The organism is Massilia sp. CT11-137, assembly GCF_047302885.1.
GTDB lineage: Bacteria > Pseudomonadota > Gammaproteobacteria > Burkholderiales > Burkholderiaceae_D > Telluria > Telluria orientalis.
In genome coordinates, this window is record NZ_JBKYMP010000002.1 from 1,855,009 (window position 1) to 1,873,453 (window position 18,445).

Below are 18,445 nucleotides of genomic sequence, written 5' to 3' on the forward strand. Positions count from 1 at the left end.
AAAGATGCTAACACGAAAATGTCGTGCGCTAACAGTCGAAACGATGTGGCGGCGAAGGCACGGTCGAAGCTTGGTGCCAGAAAAAATATCTTTCCAATTGGAATTTGGACAGGATGCCGGTTTTATAATGAATGGATCGCTCATCCGGGCCCGTTTGCCATTCGACGCATGATGGAATACCACCAGTCCTCGCAGATCCCCACCCTGTCGTATATCGAAAACGAAGACCATCCGGTGTTCGGCACCCTGGTCGAGCAGATATTGCACCTGCTGAATTCGAAGCTGGTGTTTTCCGACATCATCATCCACCAGAACAGTCCGCTGATGCTCCGGCAGCCGAAGGGCCTCGTCGCGGTGACGGACTCGCCCATCACGAAGGAAGAGCTGGAAGAGTTCTTCGACGTCATCGAACCGAACTGGGCCGAGCGCATCGCCGACCGTGCCTTCGACCGCTCGATCGACCTGCACACGGCCCGCATCCGCGCCAACTGCTTCAGCTTCCAGGGCAAGAAGCGCCTGGGCTGCGTGATCCGCCGCTTTCCGAAGGAGCCGCTGGCGCTGGACACGCTCGGCCTGCACGCGGACGAGCGCGAATTCGCGCGCCTGACCAGTGGCCTCGTGCTGATCATCGGCGACACGTGCCAGGGCAAGTCGACCACGATCGCTTCCATCCTCGACGAGATCAACCGGCAGCGCTCGGGCCATATCATCACCATCGAGGATCCGGTCGAGACGCTGATCCCGCAGCGTAAATGCATCATCACGCAGCGCGAGGTGGGTGTCGATGGCGACGTCGAAAGCTATTACCTCGGTGCGCTGGACGCGCTGCGCGAGCGTCCGGACGTGATCGTCATCGGCGAGATCCGCGATGCGCAGACCGCGCAGGAAGCGCTGGCGCTGGCCGAATCCGGCCCGCTCGTGCTGGCGACCTTGCACGCGCGCTCGACGGAACTGGGCCTGCAGAAGATGCTGCGCCTGCTGGGCAATTCCGAGGCGCAAAGCCAGGCCCTCGCGCACGCGCTGCGTGGCGTGCTGTGCCAGGCGCTGCTGCCGTCGAAGCAGGGCAACCGCTACCACCTGGCCACGGAATGCCTGACCATCGATCCGGCCGTCGCGGCGATGATCGAAGAGGGCGACCTGGGCGCCATCCGCGCGCACATGAACGCGGGGCGCGGGCCGGGCTGCCACACGATGAACAGCGTGCTGGAAGCGCTGCTGGCCGCGCACGTGGTCGGCGTGGACGAGGCGCGGGCGGCGACCACGGACCGGATCGGGTTTGCCGAGATGGTGTGACGGGGCGCTGAGCCGGCTGGAATTGTTGCCGCACGGACAAACTTTGCACGGTTTTCCTGATTACACTATTGTATGCAGACAGCCAAAGTTTGTTGAGCTGTTCGGTAACTCTCCAGTCATTCCTCAGCGTTTACCCACTGTATCGATCACCCATGGCATATACCAAAGTGGCGGTCAGCCATACTCTCCTATGCTCGCCGGAAACGGCAAGCCGCGTGCTGGCCGATTCTCTCCTTGAAAAACTGGACGGCGGCCGCCCCGACGTGCTGATCGTCTTCGCATCTCCCGAAATCGATTACCATCCGCTGCTGGCCGCACTCGAGGCTGCCTGCCGGCCGCACGTGCTTGTAGGCTGCTCGTCGGCGGGCGAGTTTTCCGGCTGCGCCACGGGGGACGGTTCCGTTTCCGTGATGGCCATCCGCACGGACGAGATCCTGTTTCGAGCCGGACTGGGCACGGGACTCCGTCAAGACTTCAGCGGCGCCCTCGAACAGGTCATGCCCGTGTTTACCGGCAGCGACCATCCCGATTTCCCGTATCGCAGCGCGCTCGTGTTGACCGATGCGCTGGCAGGCTATGTCGACGAGATCATCCACGAGATGATGCTGCGTACCGGCGGCACCTACCAGCTGTTCGGCGGCGGGGCGGCCGATGATGCCAGGTTCAGGCAGACGCATGTTTTCATCGGGACGGAAGCCCATACGGATGCGATCGTCGTACTTGAAATGCTGTCGAAGAAGCCCATCGGTCTCGGCGTTCGTCATGGCTGGCGACCGGGCAGCCCCCCGCTGCGTGTCACCGAAGCGCAAGGCACCCGCCTGGTCAGCCTCAACGCCACGTCTGCGGTGGAAGCGTTCGAAGAGCATGCCCAGGCCACGGGCCAGACGTTCAACCGTGCCGATCCGCTCCCGTTCTTCCTTCATAACGTGATCGGCATCGACACGGGCGACGGCTACAAGCTGCGCGTACCGCTTGCGCTCGATGACGACGGCTCGATTTCCTGTGCCGCCGAGGTGCCGGTCGGGGCCACCGTGCACATCATGGTCGCGGACGCCGCCTCTGCTTGCGACGCGGCGCGCGAGGCGGCCCAGGCGGCGCTGGCGGGTCTGGATGGGGGCGAACACGCCGGCTCGCTGCTGTTCGATTGCGCCGCCACCCGGCTGCGCCTCGGGCGTGGATTCGACGACGAACTGAAAGCCGTGGGCGAGGCGCTCGGGTCGGAAAATTTCGCCGGTTGTAACACGTATGGCCAGATCGCCCGGAGCACCGGACAATTTAGCGGATTCCACAACTGTACTGCCGTCGTATGTGCGATCCCGCGCTGAGCATGTGATGATCCCGTTCGAGCTGGTGTCCATCTTTGGCGAGCTGCAGAACGCCGGGACGAGACTTGTCGGGACGACCAACCTTGCACGTTATGCCGGCGTCGCACAGGTTCTATTGTTTGGAAGGGACGCGGAAGTCGGGATATTCCTGCCTGCGCCCGGATTGCCCCAGACGTTGCGTGCCGGTGGACGCTGGCAGGCGTTCCTGCGCCGTTGTGCGGACATGGGCAGCGCGGAGGCGGCCCTGCCGTGGGCCGGATCCGATACGGACGCGCCGGCATGGGGGCAGTGCGATACGGACGGCAACGTCATCGTCGTGTTCCTTGGGGCGGAGCCTGCCGCGCCGACCCGTGCTGCCATTGTCGCCCTGCTGCCCCTGCTGGGTGCGAAGCTGGCCGGCGAGCGGGCTGAAATCGCCGCCGTGGGGCTCGCCGCCGCCGCACGTGAAAGCCACCGCCGTGCCAACGAACTCAATACGGCCCTCGACGTCAGCCGGCGCGAACTGCAGTCGGCCTACCAGCGCATCGAAGACGAACTGGTGTTCCGGCGCGAGGCGGAGACAAAGCTGCGCGATGCCGACCGCCGCAAGGACGAGTTCCTGGCGATGCTGGCGCACGAGCTGCGCAATCCGCTCGCGCCGATCGGCATGGCGGCCAGGATCCTGAGGCTCGGGCACGTCACGCCCGATCGGGTGAAGCAGACCTGCGAGATCATCGACCGCCAGATCGGGCACATGACCAAACTGCTCGACGACCTGCTCGATGTCTCGCGCGTCACGCGCGGCCTCGTGGTGCTGGCGGAGGGACTGCACGACATCGTGACCATCGTGCGCGATGCGGTCGAACAGGCGCGGCCTCTCATCGACGCGCGCCGTCACCATCTGGCACTGTCGGTGCCGACGCCAGCCGCGTACGTGCACGGCGACGGCACCCGGCTGGTGCAGATCGTCACGAATTTGCTCAACAACGCCGCCAGGTACACACCGCAGGGGGGCCGCATCGAGCTTGAACTGAGCGCGGATGCGGGCACGGTGCAACTGGTCGTGCGGGATAACGGCATCGGTATCGATGCCGCGCTGCTGCCTCATGTCTTCGATCTGTTCGTCCAGGGCGAACGTTCGTTCGATCGCGCCCAGGGGGGATTGGGGATTGGGCTGGCACTCGTGAAAAGCCTGGTCGAGCAGCACGGGGGATGCATCAGCGCGGCGAGCAGAGGGCCTGGCGCCGGCAGCGAATTTACCGTTTGGCTGCCGCGGGCGCAGGCGACATCCGTCCCGGACATGCCGCGGCACGGCGATACGGCACCAGGCCGACCGCTGAACATCCTGATTGTCGACGACAATGCCGACGCGGCCGACATGCTGTCCATGTACCTGGGTTCGATCGGGCATCAGGTGCATGTCGCCTACGAGGGACGCCGCGGGCTGGCGCTGGTGGAAGCGGCTGCGCCCGACGTGCTCCTGCTGGATATCGGCTTGCCCGATATCGACGGCTACCAGCTGGCGCAACGGTTTCGCGCATTGCCGCAGACCGCACAGGCCACGTTGATCGCGTTGACAGGCTACGGCCAGGCGGCGGACCGCGAACGTTCGATCGCTGCGGGCTTCGACCATCACCTCACCAAACCAGTCGATATCACGGCGTTGTTGCGCCTGCTCGCGAACGGGGCGGACAGCGCGCCGGGACGCGCCGGAGACCGTCCCCGAGGCCTCCTCAAGTTGCAATAATGGCTGCGTACCGACGCGCGCGCCAATGGATCTGTACGCCATGTAAAATCCCGGCACTATTTTTTTTGGGTATGGCAGCCAGTGGAAAGCCAGCGCTTAGTGGACTTGGAAGATCTGTGTAACAACGCGACGGTTGCACTGTTCGTCATGGACAACCGCCAGCATTGCGTCTACATGAATCCGGCGGCCGAACGCTTGACGGGATATACGCTTGCCGAGGTCCAGGGGGCACCTCTGCATGACTTTGTCCATCACACGAAACCCGAAGGAACACCTTATCCGCTGGAAGCGTGTCCGATCGATCGCGCCGCCCCCGCAAATATGCAGGAGCAGGGCGAAGAAACCTTCGTTCACAAGGACGGGCATCATTACGCCGTAAGATTCACCGCCAGCCCGATCCGGCGGGAGGGCGAGGTGGTGGGTACCGTCATCGAAGTCCAGGATGCCAGCGCCGCCCGCAAACAGGAGAACGAGCGCGAGGCGCTGTACCAGATCGGCCTGCTGATCCTGCAAGAACTCGACCACGAGAAAATCGTGCAGGCGGTGACCGATACCGCGACCAGGCTGACCGGTGCGCAGTTCGGCGCGTTCTTTTACAACGTACGGAACGAAGAGGGGGAGTCCTATACCCTGTACACCATCTCCGGGGTACCCAAGGAACGCTTCTCCAGATTCCCGCTGCCCCGCAATACCCCAGTCTTCGGCCCGACGTTTCGCGGCGAAGGCACGATCCGCAGCGACGACATCCGCCTCGATCCCCGTTACGGCAAAATGTCGCCCCATCATGGCATGCCGCCGGGGCACCTTCCGGTACGTTCCTACCTGGCCGTTCCCGTCAAGCTCGGCACCGGCGTCGTGATCGGCGGGCTGTTCTTCGGGCATGGGGAGACGTGCGTCTTCAAGGAAGAGCATGAGCGGATCGTGGAAACACTCGCCGCCCAGGCGGCCATCGGCTTGAACAAGGCGTCGCTCTACCAGGAGGCCGTGTTCGCCCAGCGTCGGGCGCAGCAGGAAGCCCAGGAGAAGCAGGGCCTCTACGAAGCGGCCTCGCGCGCCAGTGAAGCAAAGGACCAGTTTCTCGCGACGGTATCGCACGAATTGCGCACGCCGCTCACCTCCATTCTCGGGTGGTCGCAAATGCTGACGTCGGGCCGCCTCGACAGTGCGATGACCCAGCGTGCGATCGAGACGATCGAACGTAACGCCCGTGCGCAAGCCCAGATTGTCGAAGACTTGCTGGACATCTCGCGTATCGTGAGCGGCAAGCTGCGCCTGAATGTCCGGCTGTTTTCGCCGCAGGCCTCCGTGGAGGCGGCGATCGAAGCGCTGCGCCCGGCGGCGATGGCCAAATCGGTGGCATTGCAGTTGGTGATCGATCCGCTGGCCGGTCCGATCTCGGGCGATCCCGAGCGGCTGCAGCAGATCGTCTGGAACCTGGTCTCCAACGCGATCAAGTTCACGCCCAAGCACGGTCGCGTGCACCTCGCCCTGCAACGTCACGAGTCCAGCGTACACATCGTCGTGACGGATAACGGCGCAGGCATCCCGGCGGAATACCTGCCGCGCGTATTCGACAGCTTCACGCAGGTGGACTCGTCGTCGAGCCGCAAGCATGGCGGCCTGGGCCTCGGACTGGCCATCGTCAAGAAACTGGTCGAACTGCACGGGGGACAGGTAAGCGCCCATAGCGATGGCCTCGGCAAGGGGGCGTCGTTCACCGTGAGCCTGCCCATCGCACCCCTGGCCACGCGCTCGGCGGCCACCGAACAAGAGCTCTCGGTCCAATCCGACCGGGTGCCGCTGAATACGGATGAGTTCGGGCTATCGGGCGTGGTCGTGCTCCTCGTCGAGGACGATCACGATGCGCGCAACATGCTCGCATCCGTCCTGTCGAGCGCGCATGCCGTTGTCGAGACCGCATCGAACGCGGAAGAGGCATTGATTCTCTGGGACGGCATGCGCCCGGACCTGATCGTGAGCGATATCGGCATGCCCGGCATGGATGGTCATGCGTTCATCGCGGAGGTAAGGCGGCGCGAAAAGGAGCGCAACCTGCCCGGCGTACCGGCCGTGGCGTTGACCGCCTATGCGCGCGTCCAGGATCGCATGCGGGCGCTGACGAGCGGTTTTCAAATGCACGTCGCCAAACCCGTCGAACCGGCCGAGCTGTTGACGGTTCTCTCGACACTTCGGTCGTGGCGGCTGCCGTCGCCGCTAGCCCGGCGCCGCCACGACGTGTTCCCTGATCAGCGCCCGCATGCGCTCGCAGGCCGGCGTGGGCGTCGCGGCCCCGCTGTACAGCGCGAGCCGGATGCCGGGCAGCGCCGGCAAGCCATCGAGCACGCGCACGTCTCCGGGTAATCCCAGGCTGGTCCGCACCGTCACGCCGAGCCCCGCCGCGACCGCAGCCCAGATGCCCGCCAGGCTGGCGCTCGTGTAGACGACGCGCCAAGGGATGCCGGCCCGGTCGAGCGCGTCCGTGGCCGCCTTGCGCATCAGGCAGGGCGCCTGCAGCACGACGAGCCGCACCGGTTCGACGACGGGGTCGTGCGCGGCCGCGCCCACCCAGCGCATCGGATACTCGCCCAGCAAGTCCGCGTACGGCAAGTCGAGACCCGTGTGCCACGCGAGGGCGAGGTCGATCTTCCCGGCCTGCAGCTGCGCGACGAGTTCGCTGTTGCGTGCGATGACGGCTTCGATCTGCAAGTCCGGATGGCTGCGCATGAAGCGGCCGAGCACGTTGGGCAGCAGGCGTTCGCCGAAATCTTCCTGCAGTCCCAGCCTGACCGTGCCTGCGAGCTCCAGGCCGGCCAGTGCCGTGCGCGCCTCGTCGTTCAGGTCGAGGATGCGGCGCGCGTAACCGAGCAGCGTTTCGCCGGCCGGGGTCAGCTCCAGGCCGCGCCCCGACTTGCGCAGCAGGTCCGTGCCGGCCTGTCCTTCCAGCTTCTTCATCTGCATGCTGATGGCCGACGTCGACCGCCCGAGCCTGTCGGCCGCCTTCGCGAAACTGCCGAGGTCCACGCCTTCGCAAAAGCTGCGCAGCGCGTCCATGTCGAAATTCGTTCGCCGCATGATTGTCCCGTTTTATTGAATGGTTGATTCAAATATATTCGATTTTCAGAATAGTTTGACGGCGTTACGATGGCCGTGTCAACCATTCAAGGAGCCAAGACGATGACGACCACGTTGAAAGGCCAGGGCCAGCGTGCCCTCGGCAATGTGCCGCCGCTGGCCGATCTTTCGGACCGCGTGCTGTTCGGCGAAGTGTGGGAGCGGGACGCACTGAGCAAACGGGACCGCAGTCTCGTGACGGTCGCCTGCCTGGTCGCGCTGTGCCGCGACGGCCAGCTGCCGTTCCACCTGCAGACCGCGCTCGACAACGGCGTCACCCGGCAGGAACTCGAAGAGGTCGTGACGCACCTGGCCTTCTACGCCGGCTGGCCCGCTGCCGCCACCGCCGCGCGCCTGCTCGGCGATCCGAAGTGAGGAGACCGCCATGCCATTCGTCCGCATCTCCCTGCGCCGCGGCAAGCCGCGCGAGTACCTGCGTGCCGTGTCCGACGCCGTGCACCGGGCCCTGGTCGACGCCTTCCGCATCCCTGTCGCGGACCGCTTCCAGGCCATCCACCAGCACGACCCCGAGGAACTGGTTTTCGACCGCGATTACCTCGGCGGGCCGCGCAGCGACGATTTCATCCTCGTCTGCGTCACCGGCGGCAAGCCGCGCGACGCGGACACCAAGCAGGCGTTTTACAAGCGCCTTGCCGACCTGCTGGCCGATGCTCCCGGGCTGCGGCCGGAGGACCTGATGGTCATCGTCCAGACGACGGACTACGCCGACTGGTCGTTCAGCAACGGCATCGCGGCGCCGCTGGCGGAGCAGAAACCATGATCGCCATGCAGTACCGCTTTGCGCTGCCGGCCGACTACGACATGGCGATCATCGACCGGCGCATCGCGGACAAGGGCCACCTGATGGACGGTTTTCCGGGGCTGCTGTTCAAGGCCTATCTCAGCGCGCGCAAGTCGGGGCCGGCGCAGGACAATGCGTACGCGCCGTTCTACGTCTGGAACACGGTCGACGGGATGCACGCGTTCCTGAACGGCCCCGGATTCGCGGGCGTGGCGCAGGCGTTCGGCCGGCCGTCGGTGGCGACGTGGCTCGTGTGGCAGGCACGATGTGCGCCGGGCTTCGAGCGCGCGCGCTTCGCGTCCGTCGAGCGGCGGACGATTCCGCCCGGTGCCGACCTGGAAGCGTTGCGCGGGGAAGAGACGGCCGACGGCGGCCGCGCGCTCGCGGTGGTCGTCGGCTACGAGCCGGGAACGTGGACGCTGGTGCGCTTCCGCCTGTGGGACAGCGAGCCGGTGGCCGACGCCGCGACGCTGGTCTATGCGGTCGGCCACGTGTCCACGGCTAGCCGATGACGTTCATCTCGCTTTCGTCTTCGGTGTAGCGCACGGGCGCCAGGCCGTGGCTGGCGATGAGCGCCTGCACGGTCGTCGGGCCCGTGGGCTCGATGCCTTCGTGCGCGAGGACCTGGTCGAGCATCTCCGCTTCGCTGATGCGGCCGGGCGTCGTGAATTCCAGCGGTTCCTCGTTGTTGCGGTACCAGACGCGATAGTTCGGCATATCGTTCTCCTTGTGATGGGGTTATCCGTGCCGGAGGATCGCAATGATCTCGGCCCCGACGACGAGGCCGCAAATCACCATGACATGCACCGTCATCAGCACGAGGGATCGCCCAACGGCGGCCCATCTGCCGCCGCCGTAGACAGTATGCATCGCGGCAGGCACATAGGCCACGATCCACGCGACGGGCAGCAACTGCACAATATCCCAGGCCGATACAAGGGCGAAGTTCCCTTGCGCCACGCAGGCGATCAGCCAGCCCAGATTGCCCGGTATCACGATCATCACGCTGGCGAGCACGAATGCAAACGTCGTGGTGTGCAGGGCGAAGACGAGGTGGTCACCGTAGTGGCGGCGCGAGCGCCACCAGATCAGCTTGAGATAACAGGCGAACAGCGGAAGCGCGCCGATCAGCATGTAGGGCAGGTTGGCCAGGAAACCGTGGTTGACGATGTCAGCCTGTTCTTCCGGCGCGGCAGCCATGAAGCGCTGGGCGTTCATTGCCCAGGTCCGGTCGACACTGCCGAGAGTCATGAGCGCTTGCCCCACCGTGTGTGTCCCACTGTCCGATTCGCCTTTGATGGACAGTGTCGCGACAGGGAATGTACCGTCGTTCCTCGCCAGACCGGGCATCGCGTGGCTGTAGGAGGCGCCGAACGACCGGTCGTCGAACGTGACCTGGGGAAGGTCGACGCCATACAGTTTGATCAGCCCGAACATCACCAGGCTCAGCGTCAGATACAGGCGCAAAGGGTCAATGTAGGGCACGCGCCGTCCGCGCAGGAAATCCACCGTCAACTGCCCCGGCCTGCACATCAGTAGGCGCAGCGTACGCCATAGCCTGCCTTCCAGCGCCACGTAATGACCGATGAACTCATGAATGAACTCCCCCGCCGTCGGCGAGTGGACGGTGAGTGTCTCGCCGCACAGGGAACAAAAATGATCCCGTGCGCTGGCCTGGCAGTTGGGACAGCAGCGTGGCGCTTTGTGTTCCGCTGCGTGGTGATGCGCGATTTCAAGGCTGGGTTTCAAACGGTCTGACTCCTCGGGCAATATCCCCGCAAGGTTACACGACCGATACCGATGCAAAATGCGTGAATTCTCACGCGGTCGCGGCTCAATCCAGCGGCACCGCCCGCCACCGGTTGACTTCCGGCGGCGTGACGGCAGGTGCCGCATTGCCCCAGCTATTCCTCACATAGGTCACGACGGCCGCCACCTCCGCGTCGTCCAGCAGGGGACTGTACGGCGGCATGCCGAACGGCCGCGGATTCCCCGCGGTCGTGGGCGGGAAGCCGCCGTTCAGCACGACGCGGATGGCGTTCACCGGATCGATCATCGTCAGGGCGCCATTGCCGGCCAGCGGCGGATACGCGGGATGGCCGGCGACGCTCGTGCCGCGGCCGTCGCTGCCGTGGCAGTCGGCGCAGTGGTGTTCGTACAGCTTCCTGCCCGCCTTCATGATCTCCTCGGGCGGCGGCGTGATTGGCCGCCGCGGCGCCGGATCGGCCGGCAGCGATTTCAGGTACGTCGCCAATGCCCCCGCATCCGCGTCCGTCAGGTATTGCAGGCTTTGTCCCACGACTTCCGCCATCGGCCCGAACACGGCACCGCGCGGCGCGACGCCCGTGCGCAGCAGCTGGACGATGTGCGCCCGGTCCCAGTTGCCGAGGCCTGCCTCGTTGTCGGCGTCCAGCGCGGGCGCGTACCAGCCGACGATCGGAATGTGGCCGCCGGACAGCCGGGCGCCCGTCGCACCGAGACCGTTGCGCGGGCTGTGGCAGGCGCCGCAATGGCCCAGGCCCTCGACGAGGTAGGCGCCCCGGTTCCACTCGGCGCCTTTCGCTGGCTGCGGCGCGTACACGCCCGGCTTGAAATACAGCAGGCGCCAGCCGGCCAGCACGATCTGCCGGTCGTACGGGAAGCGCAATGCATGTGGACGATTCGGCTGGTTGACGGGCGCGAGGCTGCGCAAGTACGCGTACAGGGCGTCGGCGTCGTCGCGCGTGACCTTCGTCGTGTTCGGGTACGGGAAGGCCGGATACAGCAAGCGGCCGCCTGTTCCGATGCCGTTGTGCAGGGCATTCCAGAAATCGTCCGCGGTCCAGGCGCCGATGCCCGTCTGCGCGTCCGGCGTGATGTTCGGGGCGTAGACGGTGCCGAACGGCGTGGCCAGCGCGCGTCCGCCCGCGTACGGCGTGCCGCCGCGCGCGGTGTGGCACGCCATGCAGTCGCCCGCGCGGGCGAGATAGGCGCCGCGGGCGATGTTGGCTTGTGTCGCCGCCCACGCTGCCTGCGAGCGCGACGGGATGAATTCGGCGCGCGGCCACGCGACGAACAGGGCGGCCAGCGCCGCCACGATGAGGACCAGGATGACGATGCGCTTCATGGCCGCCGCTCCGGCTCGCTCCCGCACGCCAGCGGCATCGGGTGTGGCACGTCGGGCGCGGGCGTGGCATCGTCCGGCACCGGTTCGCTCGCGAGCCACCCCGAGATCGCGGCCACGTCCGCCAGCGACAGGCGCCCGGCGATCGTCGCCATGCAGTCGGGCGCGTGGGCGCGGCGGGTGCCGTTGCGCCAGGCGCCGAACTGGGCGTTGATGTAGTCGCGCGGCAGGCCGAGCAGGCCCGGGATGGCGGGCAGGGCGCCCGTCAGGCGCCGGCCGTGGCATGCGATGCAGGCCGGCACCTTCAACGTGGCGTCGCCGCGCGTGACGAGTTCGTGCCCCCGCTCGAGCTGGCCCGCCGGCAGGCTGGAGCGCGCCAGCACGGGCGCGGGCACGTGCTGCGTCGAGAACCATGTCGCGATCTCGCGCAGGTAATCGTCGGACATGTGCTCGACCATGTAGGTCATCAACGGGTACTGGCGGCGCCCCGCGCGGAAGTTCTGCAACTGGTTATACAGGTAGCCGGCCGGCTTGCCGGCGATGCGCGGGTAGTAGTTCGGACCCGCCGACGGCTGCGGCGCCGGCGCGGACTGGCTGCCGTGGCACGACGTGCACGCGGCCACGCGGCGTTCCAGCGTGTCCGGCACGGCTTGCCGGGCCCGTGCCGGCGCCGCGTGCAAGCTTGCCAGCAATAGCAATGGCAACAGCGGGGCAGGGCGCAAATGCATGACGTTCCTGTGGTCGACGAGAAAGTACAAGCGGCATGATACCGCGTCGACTTGAACTTCACGCAATCTTTTGAGAAAGCTAACTAGCGCGCGTCCTGGAACGTGCGCAGGTAAGCCAGCAGCGCGGCCATCTCTTGCTCGTCGTGGATGCCCCAGAAGCGCATCTTCGTGCCCGGTACCATCTTGTCCGGATCGCGCAGGTACGCGGCCAGCGTGCGTTCGTCCCACACGATGCCCGACGCTATCATTGCATCCGAGTATTTGAAATCGGGCGTGCTGCCGGCGCGGCGGCCGAACAGGCCGTTGAGCTGCGGACCAAAACCGCCGCGCGCGTTCGGGCCGATCTGGTGGCAGGACGCGCATGGTTTGAAGACTGTGGCGCCGTCGACCGGACCCTCGTGGCGCGAGCAGCCGGCCAGCAAGAGGGCCGCCAACAGCGGCCGGACGACGATGACACGCATGCTCAGGTGCGCGGCTTGGGCTGCGCGGCGCGCCGCGGCCCGCCGGCGATGGGCTTCGGCGGCAACGGCGGCGGCGGATTCGCGCGCCAGTGGCGGTAGATGCGCAGGGCGACGTGGGCGTCGTCGGCCGCGTACAGGATCTGCTTGTCGGACAGGCGCGGCAGGGCCCAGTTGGTCGTCGTGATCTTGCGCGATTTCTGCAGGCGCTTGCCGAAGAAGCGCGCGACGGCCGTCTTCGCGCCCAGCGCATTGCGCTCGCCGCGGCGCAGGGCCGTGGACAGGTCGAGCACGTTGCACGTTTCGATGCCCAGCTTGGCGCGCAGGCGGCGCAGGTCGTCGCCGAGGCCGAAGCCGACTTTCAGGATGGCAGGCGATTCCAGCACGGCGCGCAACACGTCGACGCCGGGCGGCAGCTCGGGAGTCGCGTCCGGCGCGCGCGGCTTGAGCACGCCGATCTGGAACAGATAGGCGTGCTGGTCGGTAGCGAGCTGGACGAGGTGCGGCCCCGTCGATTGCTCGCCCTTCTGGAACGTGGGTTTCGATTCGGTGTCGAAGCCGATGACGTCGGATGCCAGCAGCGCGGACAGCGCACCGTCCGCATCCTGGCGCGTGCGTACGAGACGCACGTCGGCCAGGGTGATGCCTTCGTAAGGGGGGAGGGCGTCCTCGGCCTCGCTCATCCGTGCTGCCGGATCAGCGTTTCGCGAACTTGGAGGCCAGCTGCTGCAGCTTTTCCTGGCGCTTGCGGTCGGCCTCCATCTGGGCGGCGGCGTCGCGCTCGGCCTTCTTGCGCTCGGCTTCTTTCTTGAAGCGTTCCTGCAGGAGTTCCTTGGCGTGCTGGCGGTGCGTGTCGGTCACTTCGGCGCCCGGATTGCCGTCCAGGTCGTAGCGCACGGTGGCTTTTTCCATTGCGCGCAGGTAGCGCATCGAGCCCGTGTGGATGCCCAGCGCGGCGCGCATGGTCTTGCGGTTCAGGCCGGGCAGGCGGGCCAGCACCTGCTTGTCGATGCCGATCGCCAGCGGCAGGCAGTCGCGGAAGGCCTTGAACTCTTGTTGCAGCTGCTTGAGCAGGGCGCGGGGCGACTGGGCGGCTTCCGGGGCCGCAGCCGGCGCGTCATTCGCAGGCGCGTCGGGCGTGGCGGGGGTGGCGTTTTCGGTGGCCTCGGGGAGCTCGGCGACAGGACTCATCGTATTCATTGACTTCATGGTAAGAACGGGAAGCGGAAGGATAGCATGGCCGCGCCGCGCGCGTGCCGCTCAGCCATGTAACGTATCGTTTTATTGAGTCGACGACTGCGATTTCACGCATGTACAGCGGCGCGCGGGCAAGAAATCGTGTATGATCCGCCCCTTTCCTTGCGCACGGTTTGCGCCGACGCAGCCAGGGTCAGGAAGAGGAAAAGGAAATATGCGTCTGAGTGATATCCCATATCGGATATTTCAATTATCGCTAAAAATTTCCTTAAGGCATAATGCCTCCGTCTCCTCTATTTCTTCTCTGGAAAATAGATTCAAGCCCGTTGTCTGACGGGCTTTTTTTCGTTCCGACATGTTAACCCGCGATTTCGACCACGTTCCGTTCCGCTTGAACCCACTGTGCACGCGCGCCGCAGCCCATCCCGGCTGCCCGGGGCGCCCGCCGGGCAGCGGCAGGAGTGCTTGATATCGGGCTTTCCGCCCCTAGCTAGGGCCTTCCCCTCATCCCCGCCCACAAGGACCGCCAAGCGGACCAGGTGGGTTATTGACTTCGCAGGCACCGCGCCACGCCTCGACTGGAGAAAGACTATGAAAAACACCGCCAAGACCCTGACACTGACAGCGAAGAAAGCGCCGGCCAAGAGCACGGCCCAGCTGTCGGTGCCGAAGACCGCGACCTCGTATTTCCTCGAAACGGAAGCGGCAGCCAAGGTGACGGTGGTGAAGACGCGTTCGCGCCTGGCGTCGCTGAAGGCAGTGCAGGCCGAGGAAGCGCCGCGTCTGCAACCGGAACAGTTCGACGACGCCGCCGCCGCGGACGAAGCGCAGGCCGAGGCCGTCGCTGCCGACGTGCAGGCATCGGAAGACGTTGCCGAGCCTGTCGCAGAGGCTGCCGAGCCCGTCGTCGCGCCCGTCGCCGCCGTGGCCTTCGATGAGACGGACGACGTGATCCCGGCGCCGACCGCGCCCGCCGCGCCGCCGGTGATCGTCAAGAAGCGCATCTCGCGCCTGGCCGCGCTGAAAGCCGACACCGCGCCTGCCGCCGCAGCCGTTCCGGAACCGGTCGCCGCCGCGCCGCAGGCGCCGGCCGTGGCCGCGCCCGCCGCCGAGCCGGCCGCCCGCGTCGTGCGCACCCGCACGGCGCGCCGCATCGAGCCGTCCGCCGCGACGACGTCCGCGCAGCCGACCGGCACCGTCAGCACGACGACGGACGCCGCCGCGCTGGCCGCGATCGACACGTCCGGCTACCTGCTGCCGCAAGTGAAGGTGCCGGGCCGCCGCGGCCGCAAGCCGAGCGAATTCGTGCCGGAGAACGACGAGATCGCGGCGCTGAACGCCGTCGAGCGCGCCGAGCTGAAGGCCGCGTCGAAACTGCGTGAGCGCAAGGCCAAGGGCAGTGCCAACCTGTTCGGCGCCGCGGAAGGCTTTTCGGCCGAGGAACTGGAAAAGCGCCGCCAGCAGCTGAAGAACCTGATCAACATGGGCAAGGAGCGCGGCTACCTGACCCACGCGGAAATCAACGACCAGCTGCCGGAAAACATCATCGATCCGGAAGCGATCGAAGGCATCATCGCGACGTTCAACGACATGGGCATCGCCGTCTACGAGCGCGCGCCGGAAGCGGAAATGATGCTGCTGTCGGACGCCGTCGTCACGCCGACCTCCGAAGACGAAGTGGAAGCGGCCGCCGCGACCGCGTTGTCGACCGTCGACTCCGACTTCGGCCGCACGACCGATCCGGTCCGCATGTACATGCGCGAGATGGGCGCCGTGTCGCTGCTGACGCGCGAAGGCGAGATCGCCATCGCCAAGCGCATCGAGGATGGCCTGAAGGACATGGTGCAGGCGATCTCCGCGTGCCCGGTGACGATTTCCGAGATCATCGCGCTGTCGCACAAGATCGCCAAGGACGAGCTGAAGATCGATGACGTCGTGGACGGCCTGATCGACCACAACGAAGGCGCCCCCGCCACCGCGCCGGTGACCGGCGCGAGCGACGAGGACGAGGACGAGGAAGACGACGACGTCGAGGAAGAGGAAGACGACGGCGGTGCCGGCGGCAGCGCCGCGGCGGGCTACTCGGCCGAACAGCTGGCCGCGCTGAAGAAGGGCGCGCTGGAGAAGTTCTCCCTCATCGAGAAGCAGTTCGACAAGATGGGTCACGCGTTCAAGACGCAGGGCTATGGCTCGCCGGCCTACACCGCCGCGCAGGAAGTGATCTCGTCGGAACTGCTGGGCATCCGCTTCACGGCGAAAGTCGTGGAAAAGCTGTGCGACACGCTGCGCCACCAGATGGACGAGGTGCGCTCGATCGAACGCGCCGTGCTGGACATCTGCGTGAACCGCTGCGGCATGCCGCGCGCCCACTTCATCAAGGTCTTCCCGGGCAACGAGACGGACCTGGAATGGGTGCAGCGCGAAGTCGATTGCGCGTATCCGTACAGCGCCGTGTTGAAGCGCAACGCCCCGGCGATCCTGGAACTGCAGCAGCGCATGATCGACTTGCAGGCGCGCGTGGCGCTGCCGCTGGCGGACCTGCGCACCATCAACCGCCAGATGGCGGCCGGCGAAAAGCGCGCCCGCACGGCAAAGCGCGAAATGACCGTGGCCAACCTGCGTCTCGTGATCTCGATCGCGAAGAAGTACATCAACCGCGGCCTGCAGTTCCTCGACCTGATCCAGGAAGGCAACATCGGCCTGCTGAAGGCAGTCGACAAGTTCGAGTACCGTCGCGGCTATAAATTCTCGACGTACGCGACGTGGTGGATCCGCCAGGCGATCACGCGTTCGATCGCCGACATGGCCCGCACGATCCGCGTGCCGGTGCACATGATCGAGACGATCAACAAGATGAACCGCATCTCGCGCCAGATCATGCAGGAAACGGGCACCGAGCCGGACATGGCCACGCTGGCGACGAAGATGGAGATGCCGGAATCGAAGGTCCGCGAGATCATGAAGATCGCGAAGGAGCCGATCTCGATGGAAACCCCGATGGGCGAGGACGGCGATTCGCAGCTGGGCGACTTCATCGAAGACAACGCGACCCTGGCGCCGCTGGACGCCGCGATGCACGCGTCGATGCGCAACGTGATCAAGGAAGTGCTGGACTCGCTGACCCCGCGCGAAGCGAAGGTGCTGCGCATGCGCTACGGCGTCGAGATGTCGAACGACCACACGCTGGAAGAAGTGGGCAAGCAGTTCGACGTGACCCGCGAGCGTATCCGCCAGATCGAAGCGAAGGCGATGAGCAAGCTGCGCCAGCCGTCGCGCTCGGACAAGCTCAAGACGTTCCTGCAGAACCAGTAAGCGTTACGCGAGTCTCGAACAGCCGCGCCGCCCGTCCGGGCCGCGCGGCTTTTTCATTGCGCGGGCAGAAGTCCTGTGAGGAAAGCCTGCACCGGGCGGGACGCCTTCCCGGTCTCGGAGCAGACCAGGCCGAATTCGCGGTGAACAGGCGCGTCAGCTGCATGACGCGTAGGCCGCGCCGGTCTTCAGGCAACGTCGATTCGGGCACGAGGGCGACGCCCATGCCTTCGCGCACCAGCATGCAGGCGCTGGCCCAGTCGCGCACGGTCACGCGGATGTCGGGCAGGCGCAGGCCCGCCTGTTCCACGAGACTCCGGCCGTGCATGGCGCAGCCGCCCGTCCCGGGGCGGGATTCAGCACCACGCGCAACTCCACCGTGCCGGCGGCCAGCCACGCTTCCACTTCCTCGTTCGTGCCTACCAGTGCCACCAGTGCACGGGCCTGCTCCACGACCTGCTCGCCCAGCGCCGTGATGCCGATGTGCCGCCGCTCGCGCGTGAACACCTTGAATCCCAGCGACGCTTCCAGTTGCGCGATGGCCTGGCTGGCATCGGCCATGGCGACCAGCAGGCGCCAATGCAAGAGGTTCATCATGGGAATCAGTAGCTCAGCAATACGTGGAAAATCAAGCGTTAATTTAACGGACTAATGGGCCACGAGGATGCTGCTCGACTGTGTCCAACGTTCCGAGTAGCTCCATGAAGCTGTACTACGCCCCCCGATACCTGTTTACCGTGCTGGGCTGGTGCAGGTTCTTTGCCATCGATCTCGGCCACTGGCCCGCGTTGCAGGCCTATGTGGGGCGGATTGGCGCGCGGCCCGCCGTGCTGGCGTCGTTGCGTGCCGAAGCCGCGACGTGATCAGCCTGGCGCCTTGCCGCTGGTCGAGGCGAGGAGCTTGGCCAGGAGCGTTGAAAGTTGCGCCTGCTCCTTGTCCGTCAACCCGCTGACGATCGCCTGCTGGTTGGCGACATGCTCGGCAACAGCCTCGTCGATGAGGGCAAGTCCCGCGGCGGAGAGCGCCACCAGGGTGCCCCGGCCATCCCTTGGATTGGGCTGCCGTTGCACGAGCCCGGCCTTTTCCAGCCGATCGATGCGGTTCGTCATGCTGCCCGACGAGATCATGGCCGCTTCGTAGAGGTCGGTCGGCGTCAGCGCAAAGGGCGGTCCGCTGCGCCTCAGCGTTGCCAGCACGTCGAATTCGCCCGGCTGCAAGCCGAAGCGCGCGAATAGCGGATTGAGGTGGTCGCGCATGATCACCACGCCCGCTTCGCCCAGTCGTCCCAACAGGATCATGGGTCCCACGTCGAGATCCGGGCGTTCGCGCGCCCATTGTTCCGCTGCTTTCTGCGCTCTGTCCATGTTTGCAAGTATCTTGATGTAGAGATAAA

Annotated in this window: 19 protein-coding genes and 1 pseudogene; 9 read left to right on the forward strand and 11 right to left on the reverse strand. The window is 66.0% G+C overall.

What is annotated here, in order from left to right; all coding sequences use genetic code 11:
• The first annotated feature begins 171 nt into the window (after positions 1 to 171).
• The 4 genes and pseudogenes from ACEN98_RS24965 to ACEN98_RS24980 form a co-directional block, all read left to right on the forward strand.
• Positions 172 to 1,293: a type IV pilus twitching motility protein PilT gene (locus tag ACEN98_RS24965; protein ID WP_413389081.1), complete on the forward strand. Its 1,122-nt coding sequence runs from the start codon at positions 172 to 174 to the stop codon at positions 1,291 to 1,293.
• A gap of 215 nt (positions 1,294 to 1,508) precedes the next feature.
• The gene (locus tag ACEN98_RS24970) at positions 1,509 to 2,618 is read left to right on the forward strand and encodes an FIST signal transduction protein (protein WP_413387571.1); all 1,110 of its coding nucleotides are present in this window, start codon (positions 1,509 to 1,511) and stop codon (positions 2,616 to 2,618) included.
• A gap of 7 nt (positions 2,619 to 2,625) precedes the next feature.
• Complete coding sequence (locus ACEN98_RS24975) at positions 2,626 to 4,344, forward strand: ATP-binding protein (RefSeq protein ID WP_413387572.1); 1,719 nt, start codon at positions 2,626 to 2,628, stop codon at positions 4,342 to 4,344.
• Between the two features lie 99 nt (positions 4,345 to 4,443).
• A pseudogene (locus ACEN98_RS24980) lies at positions 4,444 to 6,513 on the forward strand (ATP-binding protein); the annotation flags it as partial.
• A 45-nt stretch (positions 6,514 to 6,558) separates the two neighbouring features.
• On the opposite strand, the gene ACEN98_RS24985 reads toward ACEN98_RS24980, so the two are convergent.
• The gene (locus tag ACEN98_RS24985) at positions 6,559 to 7,416 is read right to left on the reverse strand and encodes a LysR substrate-binding domain-containing protein (protein ID WP_413387573.1); all 858 of its coding nucleotides are present in this window, start codon (positions 7,414 to 7,416) and stop codon (positions 6,559 to 6,561) included.
• 102 nt (positions 7,417 to 7,518) lie between these two features.
• Between ACEN98_RS24985 and ACEN98_RS24990 the strand changes: the two genes are divergently transcribed.
• The 3 genes from ACEN98_RS24990 to ACEN98_RS25000 are packed head-to-tail and all read left to right on the forward strand — an operon-like array spanning position 7,519 to position 8,769.
• Complete coding sequence (locus ACEN98_RS24990; protein WP_413338608.1) at positions 7,519 to 7,830, forward strand: carboxymuconolactone decarboxylase family protein; 312 nt, start codon at positions 7,519 to 7,521, stop codon at positions 7,828 to 7,830.
• 10 nt (positions 7,831 to 7,840) lie between these two features.
• On the forward strand, positions 7,841 to 8,236 hold the full coding sequence (locus ACEN98_RS24995; protein ID WP_413387574.1) for a tautomerase family protein: 396 nt from the start codon (positions 7,841 to 7,843) through the stop codon (positions 8,234 to 8,236).
• Entirely contained in the window at positions 8,233 to 8,769 is a 537-nt protein-coding gene (locus ACEN98_RS25000) for a DUF4865 family protein (protein ID WP_413387575.1), read from the forward strand. Before ACEN98_RS24995 ends, ACEN98_RS25000 begins: the two co-directional genes overlap by 4 nt.
• Here the strand turns inward: ACEN98_RS25000 and ACEN98_RS25005 are convergent.
• The 7 genes from ACEN98_RS25005 to ACEN98_RS25035 all read right to left on the reverse strand — a co-directional run bounded on the left by ACEN98_RS25005 (position 8,759) and on the right by ACEN98_RS25035 (position 13,746).
• Positions 8,759 to 8,974, reverse strand: coding sequence for a hypothetical protein (locus ACEN98_RS25005; RefSeq protein WP_371769966.1), 216 nt, complete (start codon positions 8,972 to 8,974; stop codon positions 8,759 to 8,761). The genes ACEN98_RS25000 and ACEN98_RS25005 overlap by 11 nt on opposite strands.
• Before the next feature lie 21 nt (positions 8,975 to 8,995).
• A complete protein-coding gene (locus tag ACEN98_RS25010) occupies positions 8,996 to 10,006 on the reverse strand; it encodes a DUF3667 domain-containing protein (protein ID WP_413387576.1) in 1,011 nt (336 codons plus the stop codon).
• Between the two features lie 85 nt (positions 10,007 to 10,091).
• A complete protein-coding gene (locus ACEN98_RS25015) occupies positions 10,092 to 11,363 on the reverse strand; it encodes a cytochrome c (protein ID WP_413387577.1) in 1,272 nt (423 codons plus the stop codon).
• Positions 11,360 to 12,088 (reverse strand): c-type cytochrome, encoded by a 729-nt coding sequence (locus ACEN98_RS25020; RefSeq protein ID WP_413387578.1) that lies wholly within the window; start codon positions 12,086 to 12,088, stop codon positions 11,360 to 11,362. Before ACEN98_RS25020 ends, ACEN98_RS25015 begins: the two co-directional genes overlap by 4 nt.
• 83 nt (positions 12,089 to 12,171) lie before the next feature.
• A complete protein-coding gene (locus tag ACEN98_RS25025; protein ID WP_413387579.1) occupies positions 12,172 to 12,549 on the reverse strand; it encodes a c-type cytochrome in 378 nt (125 codons plus the stop codon).
• Between the two features lie 2 nt (positions 12,550 to 12,551).
• Positions 12,552 to 13,229, reverse strand: a complete 678-nt coding sequence (locus tag ACEN98_RS25030) for a 3'-5' exonuclease (protein ID WP_413387580.1) — start codon at positions 13,227 to 13,229, stop codon at positions 12,552 to 12,554.
• A gap of 13 nt (positions 13,230 to 13,242) precedes the next feature.
• Positions 13,243 to 13,746, reverse strand: coding sequence for a ProQ/FINO family protein (locus tag ACEN98_RS25035; protein ID WP_413389082.1), 504 nt, complete (start codon positions 13,744 to 13,746; stop codon positions 13,243 to 13,245).
• A 588-nt stretch (positions 13,747 to 14,334) separates the two neighbouring features.
• Between ACEN98_RS25035 and rpoD the strand changes: the two genes are divergently transcribed.
• Positions 14,335 to 17,055 (forward strand): RNA polymerase sigma factor RpoD, encoded by a 2,721-nt coding sequence (gene rpoD, locus ACEN98_RS25040; RefSeq protein WP_413387581.1) that lies wholly within the window; start codon positions 14,335 to 14,337, stop codon positions 17,053 to 17,055.
• On the opposite strand, the gene ACEN98_RS25045 is transcribed toward rpoD, so the two are convergent.
• Both ACEN98_RS25045 and ACEN98_RS25050 read right to left on the reverse strand, forming a co-directional pair.
• Entirely contained in the window at positions 17,030 to 17,362 is a 333-nt protein-coding gene (locus tag ACEN98_RS25045) for a hypothetical protein (RefSeq protein WP_413387582.1), read from the reverse strand. The genes rpoD and ACEN98_RS25045 overlap by 26 nt on opposite strands.
• Entirely contained in the window at positions 17,323 to 17,649 is a 327-nt protein-coding gene (locus tag ACEN98_RS25050; RefSeq protein ID WP_413387583.1) for a hypothetical protein, read from the reverse strand. The genes ACEN98_RS25045 and ACEN98_RS25050 overlap by 40 nt, the downstream gene beginning before the upstream one ends.
• Positions 17,650 to 17,753: 104 nt before the next feature.
• Between ACEN98_RS25050 and ACEN98_RS25055 the strand changes: the two genes are divergently transcribed.
• Entirely contained in the window at positions 17,754 to 17,915 is a 162-nt protein-coding gene (locus ACEN98_RS25055) for a hypothetical protein (RefSeq protein WP_413387584.1), read from the forward strand.
• Here the strand turns inward: ACEN98_RS25055 and ACEN98_RS25060 are convergent, their stop codons facing one another.
• A complete protein-coding gene (locus ACEN98_RS25060; RefSeq protein ID WP_413389083.1) occupies positions 17,916 to 18,416 on the reverse strand; it encodes a MarR family winged helix-turn-helix transcriptional regulator in 501 nt (166 codons plus the stop codon).
• Positions 18,417 to 18,445 lie beyond the last annotated feature (29 nt).

Bases quoted from the DNA above. Each gene is read 5' to 3' on its own strand.
- ACEN98_RS24965 (WP_413389081.1), top strand. From the start codon at position 172: ATGGAATACCACCAGTCCTCGCAGATCCCCACCCTGTCGTATATCGAA.
- ACEN98_RS24975 (WP_413387572.1), top strand. From the start codon at position 2,626: ATGATCCCGTTCGAGCTGGTGTCCATCTTTGGCGAGCTGCAGAACGCC.
- ACEN98_RS24985 (WP_413387573.1), bottom strand. From the start codon at position 7,416: ATGCGGCGAACGAATTTCGACATGGACGCGCTGCGCAGCTTTTGCGAA.
- ACEN98_RS24990 (WP_413338608.1), top strand. From the start codon at position 7,519: ATGACGACCACGTTGAAAGGCCAGGGCCAGCGTGCCCTCGGCAATGTG.
- ACEN98_RS24995 (WP_413387574.1), top strand. From the start codon at position 7,841: ATGCCATTCGTCCGCATCTCCCTGCGCCGCGGCAAGCCGCGCGAGTAC.
- ACEN98_RS25000 (WP_413387575.1), top strand. From the start codon at position 8,233: ATGATCGCCATGCAGTACCGCTTTGCGCTGCCGGCCGACTACGACATG.
- ACEN98_RS25005 (WP_371769966.1), bottom strand. From the start codon at position 8,974: ATGCCGAACTATCGCGTCTGGTACCGCAACAACGAGGAACCGCTGGAA.
- ACEN98_RS25015 (WP_413387577.1), bottom strand. From the start codon at position 11,363: ATGAAGCGCATCGTCATCCTGGTCCTCATCGTGGCGGCGCTGGCCGCC.
- ACEN98_RS25020 (WP_413387578.1), bottom strand. From the start codon at position 12,088: ATGCATTTGCGCCCTGCCCCGCTGTTGCCATTGCTATTGCTGGCAAGC.
- ACEN98_RS25025 (WP_413387579.1), bottom strand. From the start codon at position 12,549: ATGCGTGTCATCGTCGTCCGGCCGCTGTTGGCGGCCCTCTTGCTGGCC.
- ACEN98_RS25030 (WP_413387580.1), bottom strand. From the start codon at position 13,229: ATGAGCGAGGCCGAGGACGCCCTCCCCCCTTACGAAGGCATCACCCTG.
- ACEN98_RS25035 (WP_413389082.1), bottom strand. From the start codon at position 13,746: ATGAATACGATGAGTCCTGTCGCCGAGCTCCCCGAGGCCACCGAAAAC.
- rpoD (WP_413387581.1), top strand. From the start codon at position 14,335: ATGAAAAACACCGCCAAGACCCTGACACTGACAGCGAAGAAAGCGCCG.
- ACEN98_RS25050 (WP_413387583.1), bottom strand. From the start codon at position 17,649: ATGATGAACCTCTTGCATTGGCGCCTGCTGGTCGCCATGGCCGATGCC.
- ACEN98_RS25055 (WP_413387584.1), top strand. From the start codon at position 17,754: ATGAAGCTGTACTACGCCCCCCGATACCTGTTTACCGTGCTGGGCTGG.
- ACEN98_RS25060 (WP_413389083.1), bottom strand. From the start codon at position 18,416: ATGGACAGAGCGCAGAAAGCAGCGGAACAATGGGCGCGCGAACGCCCG.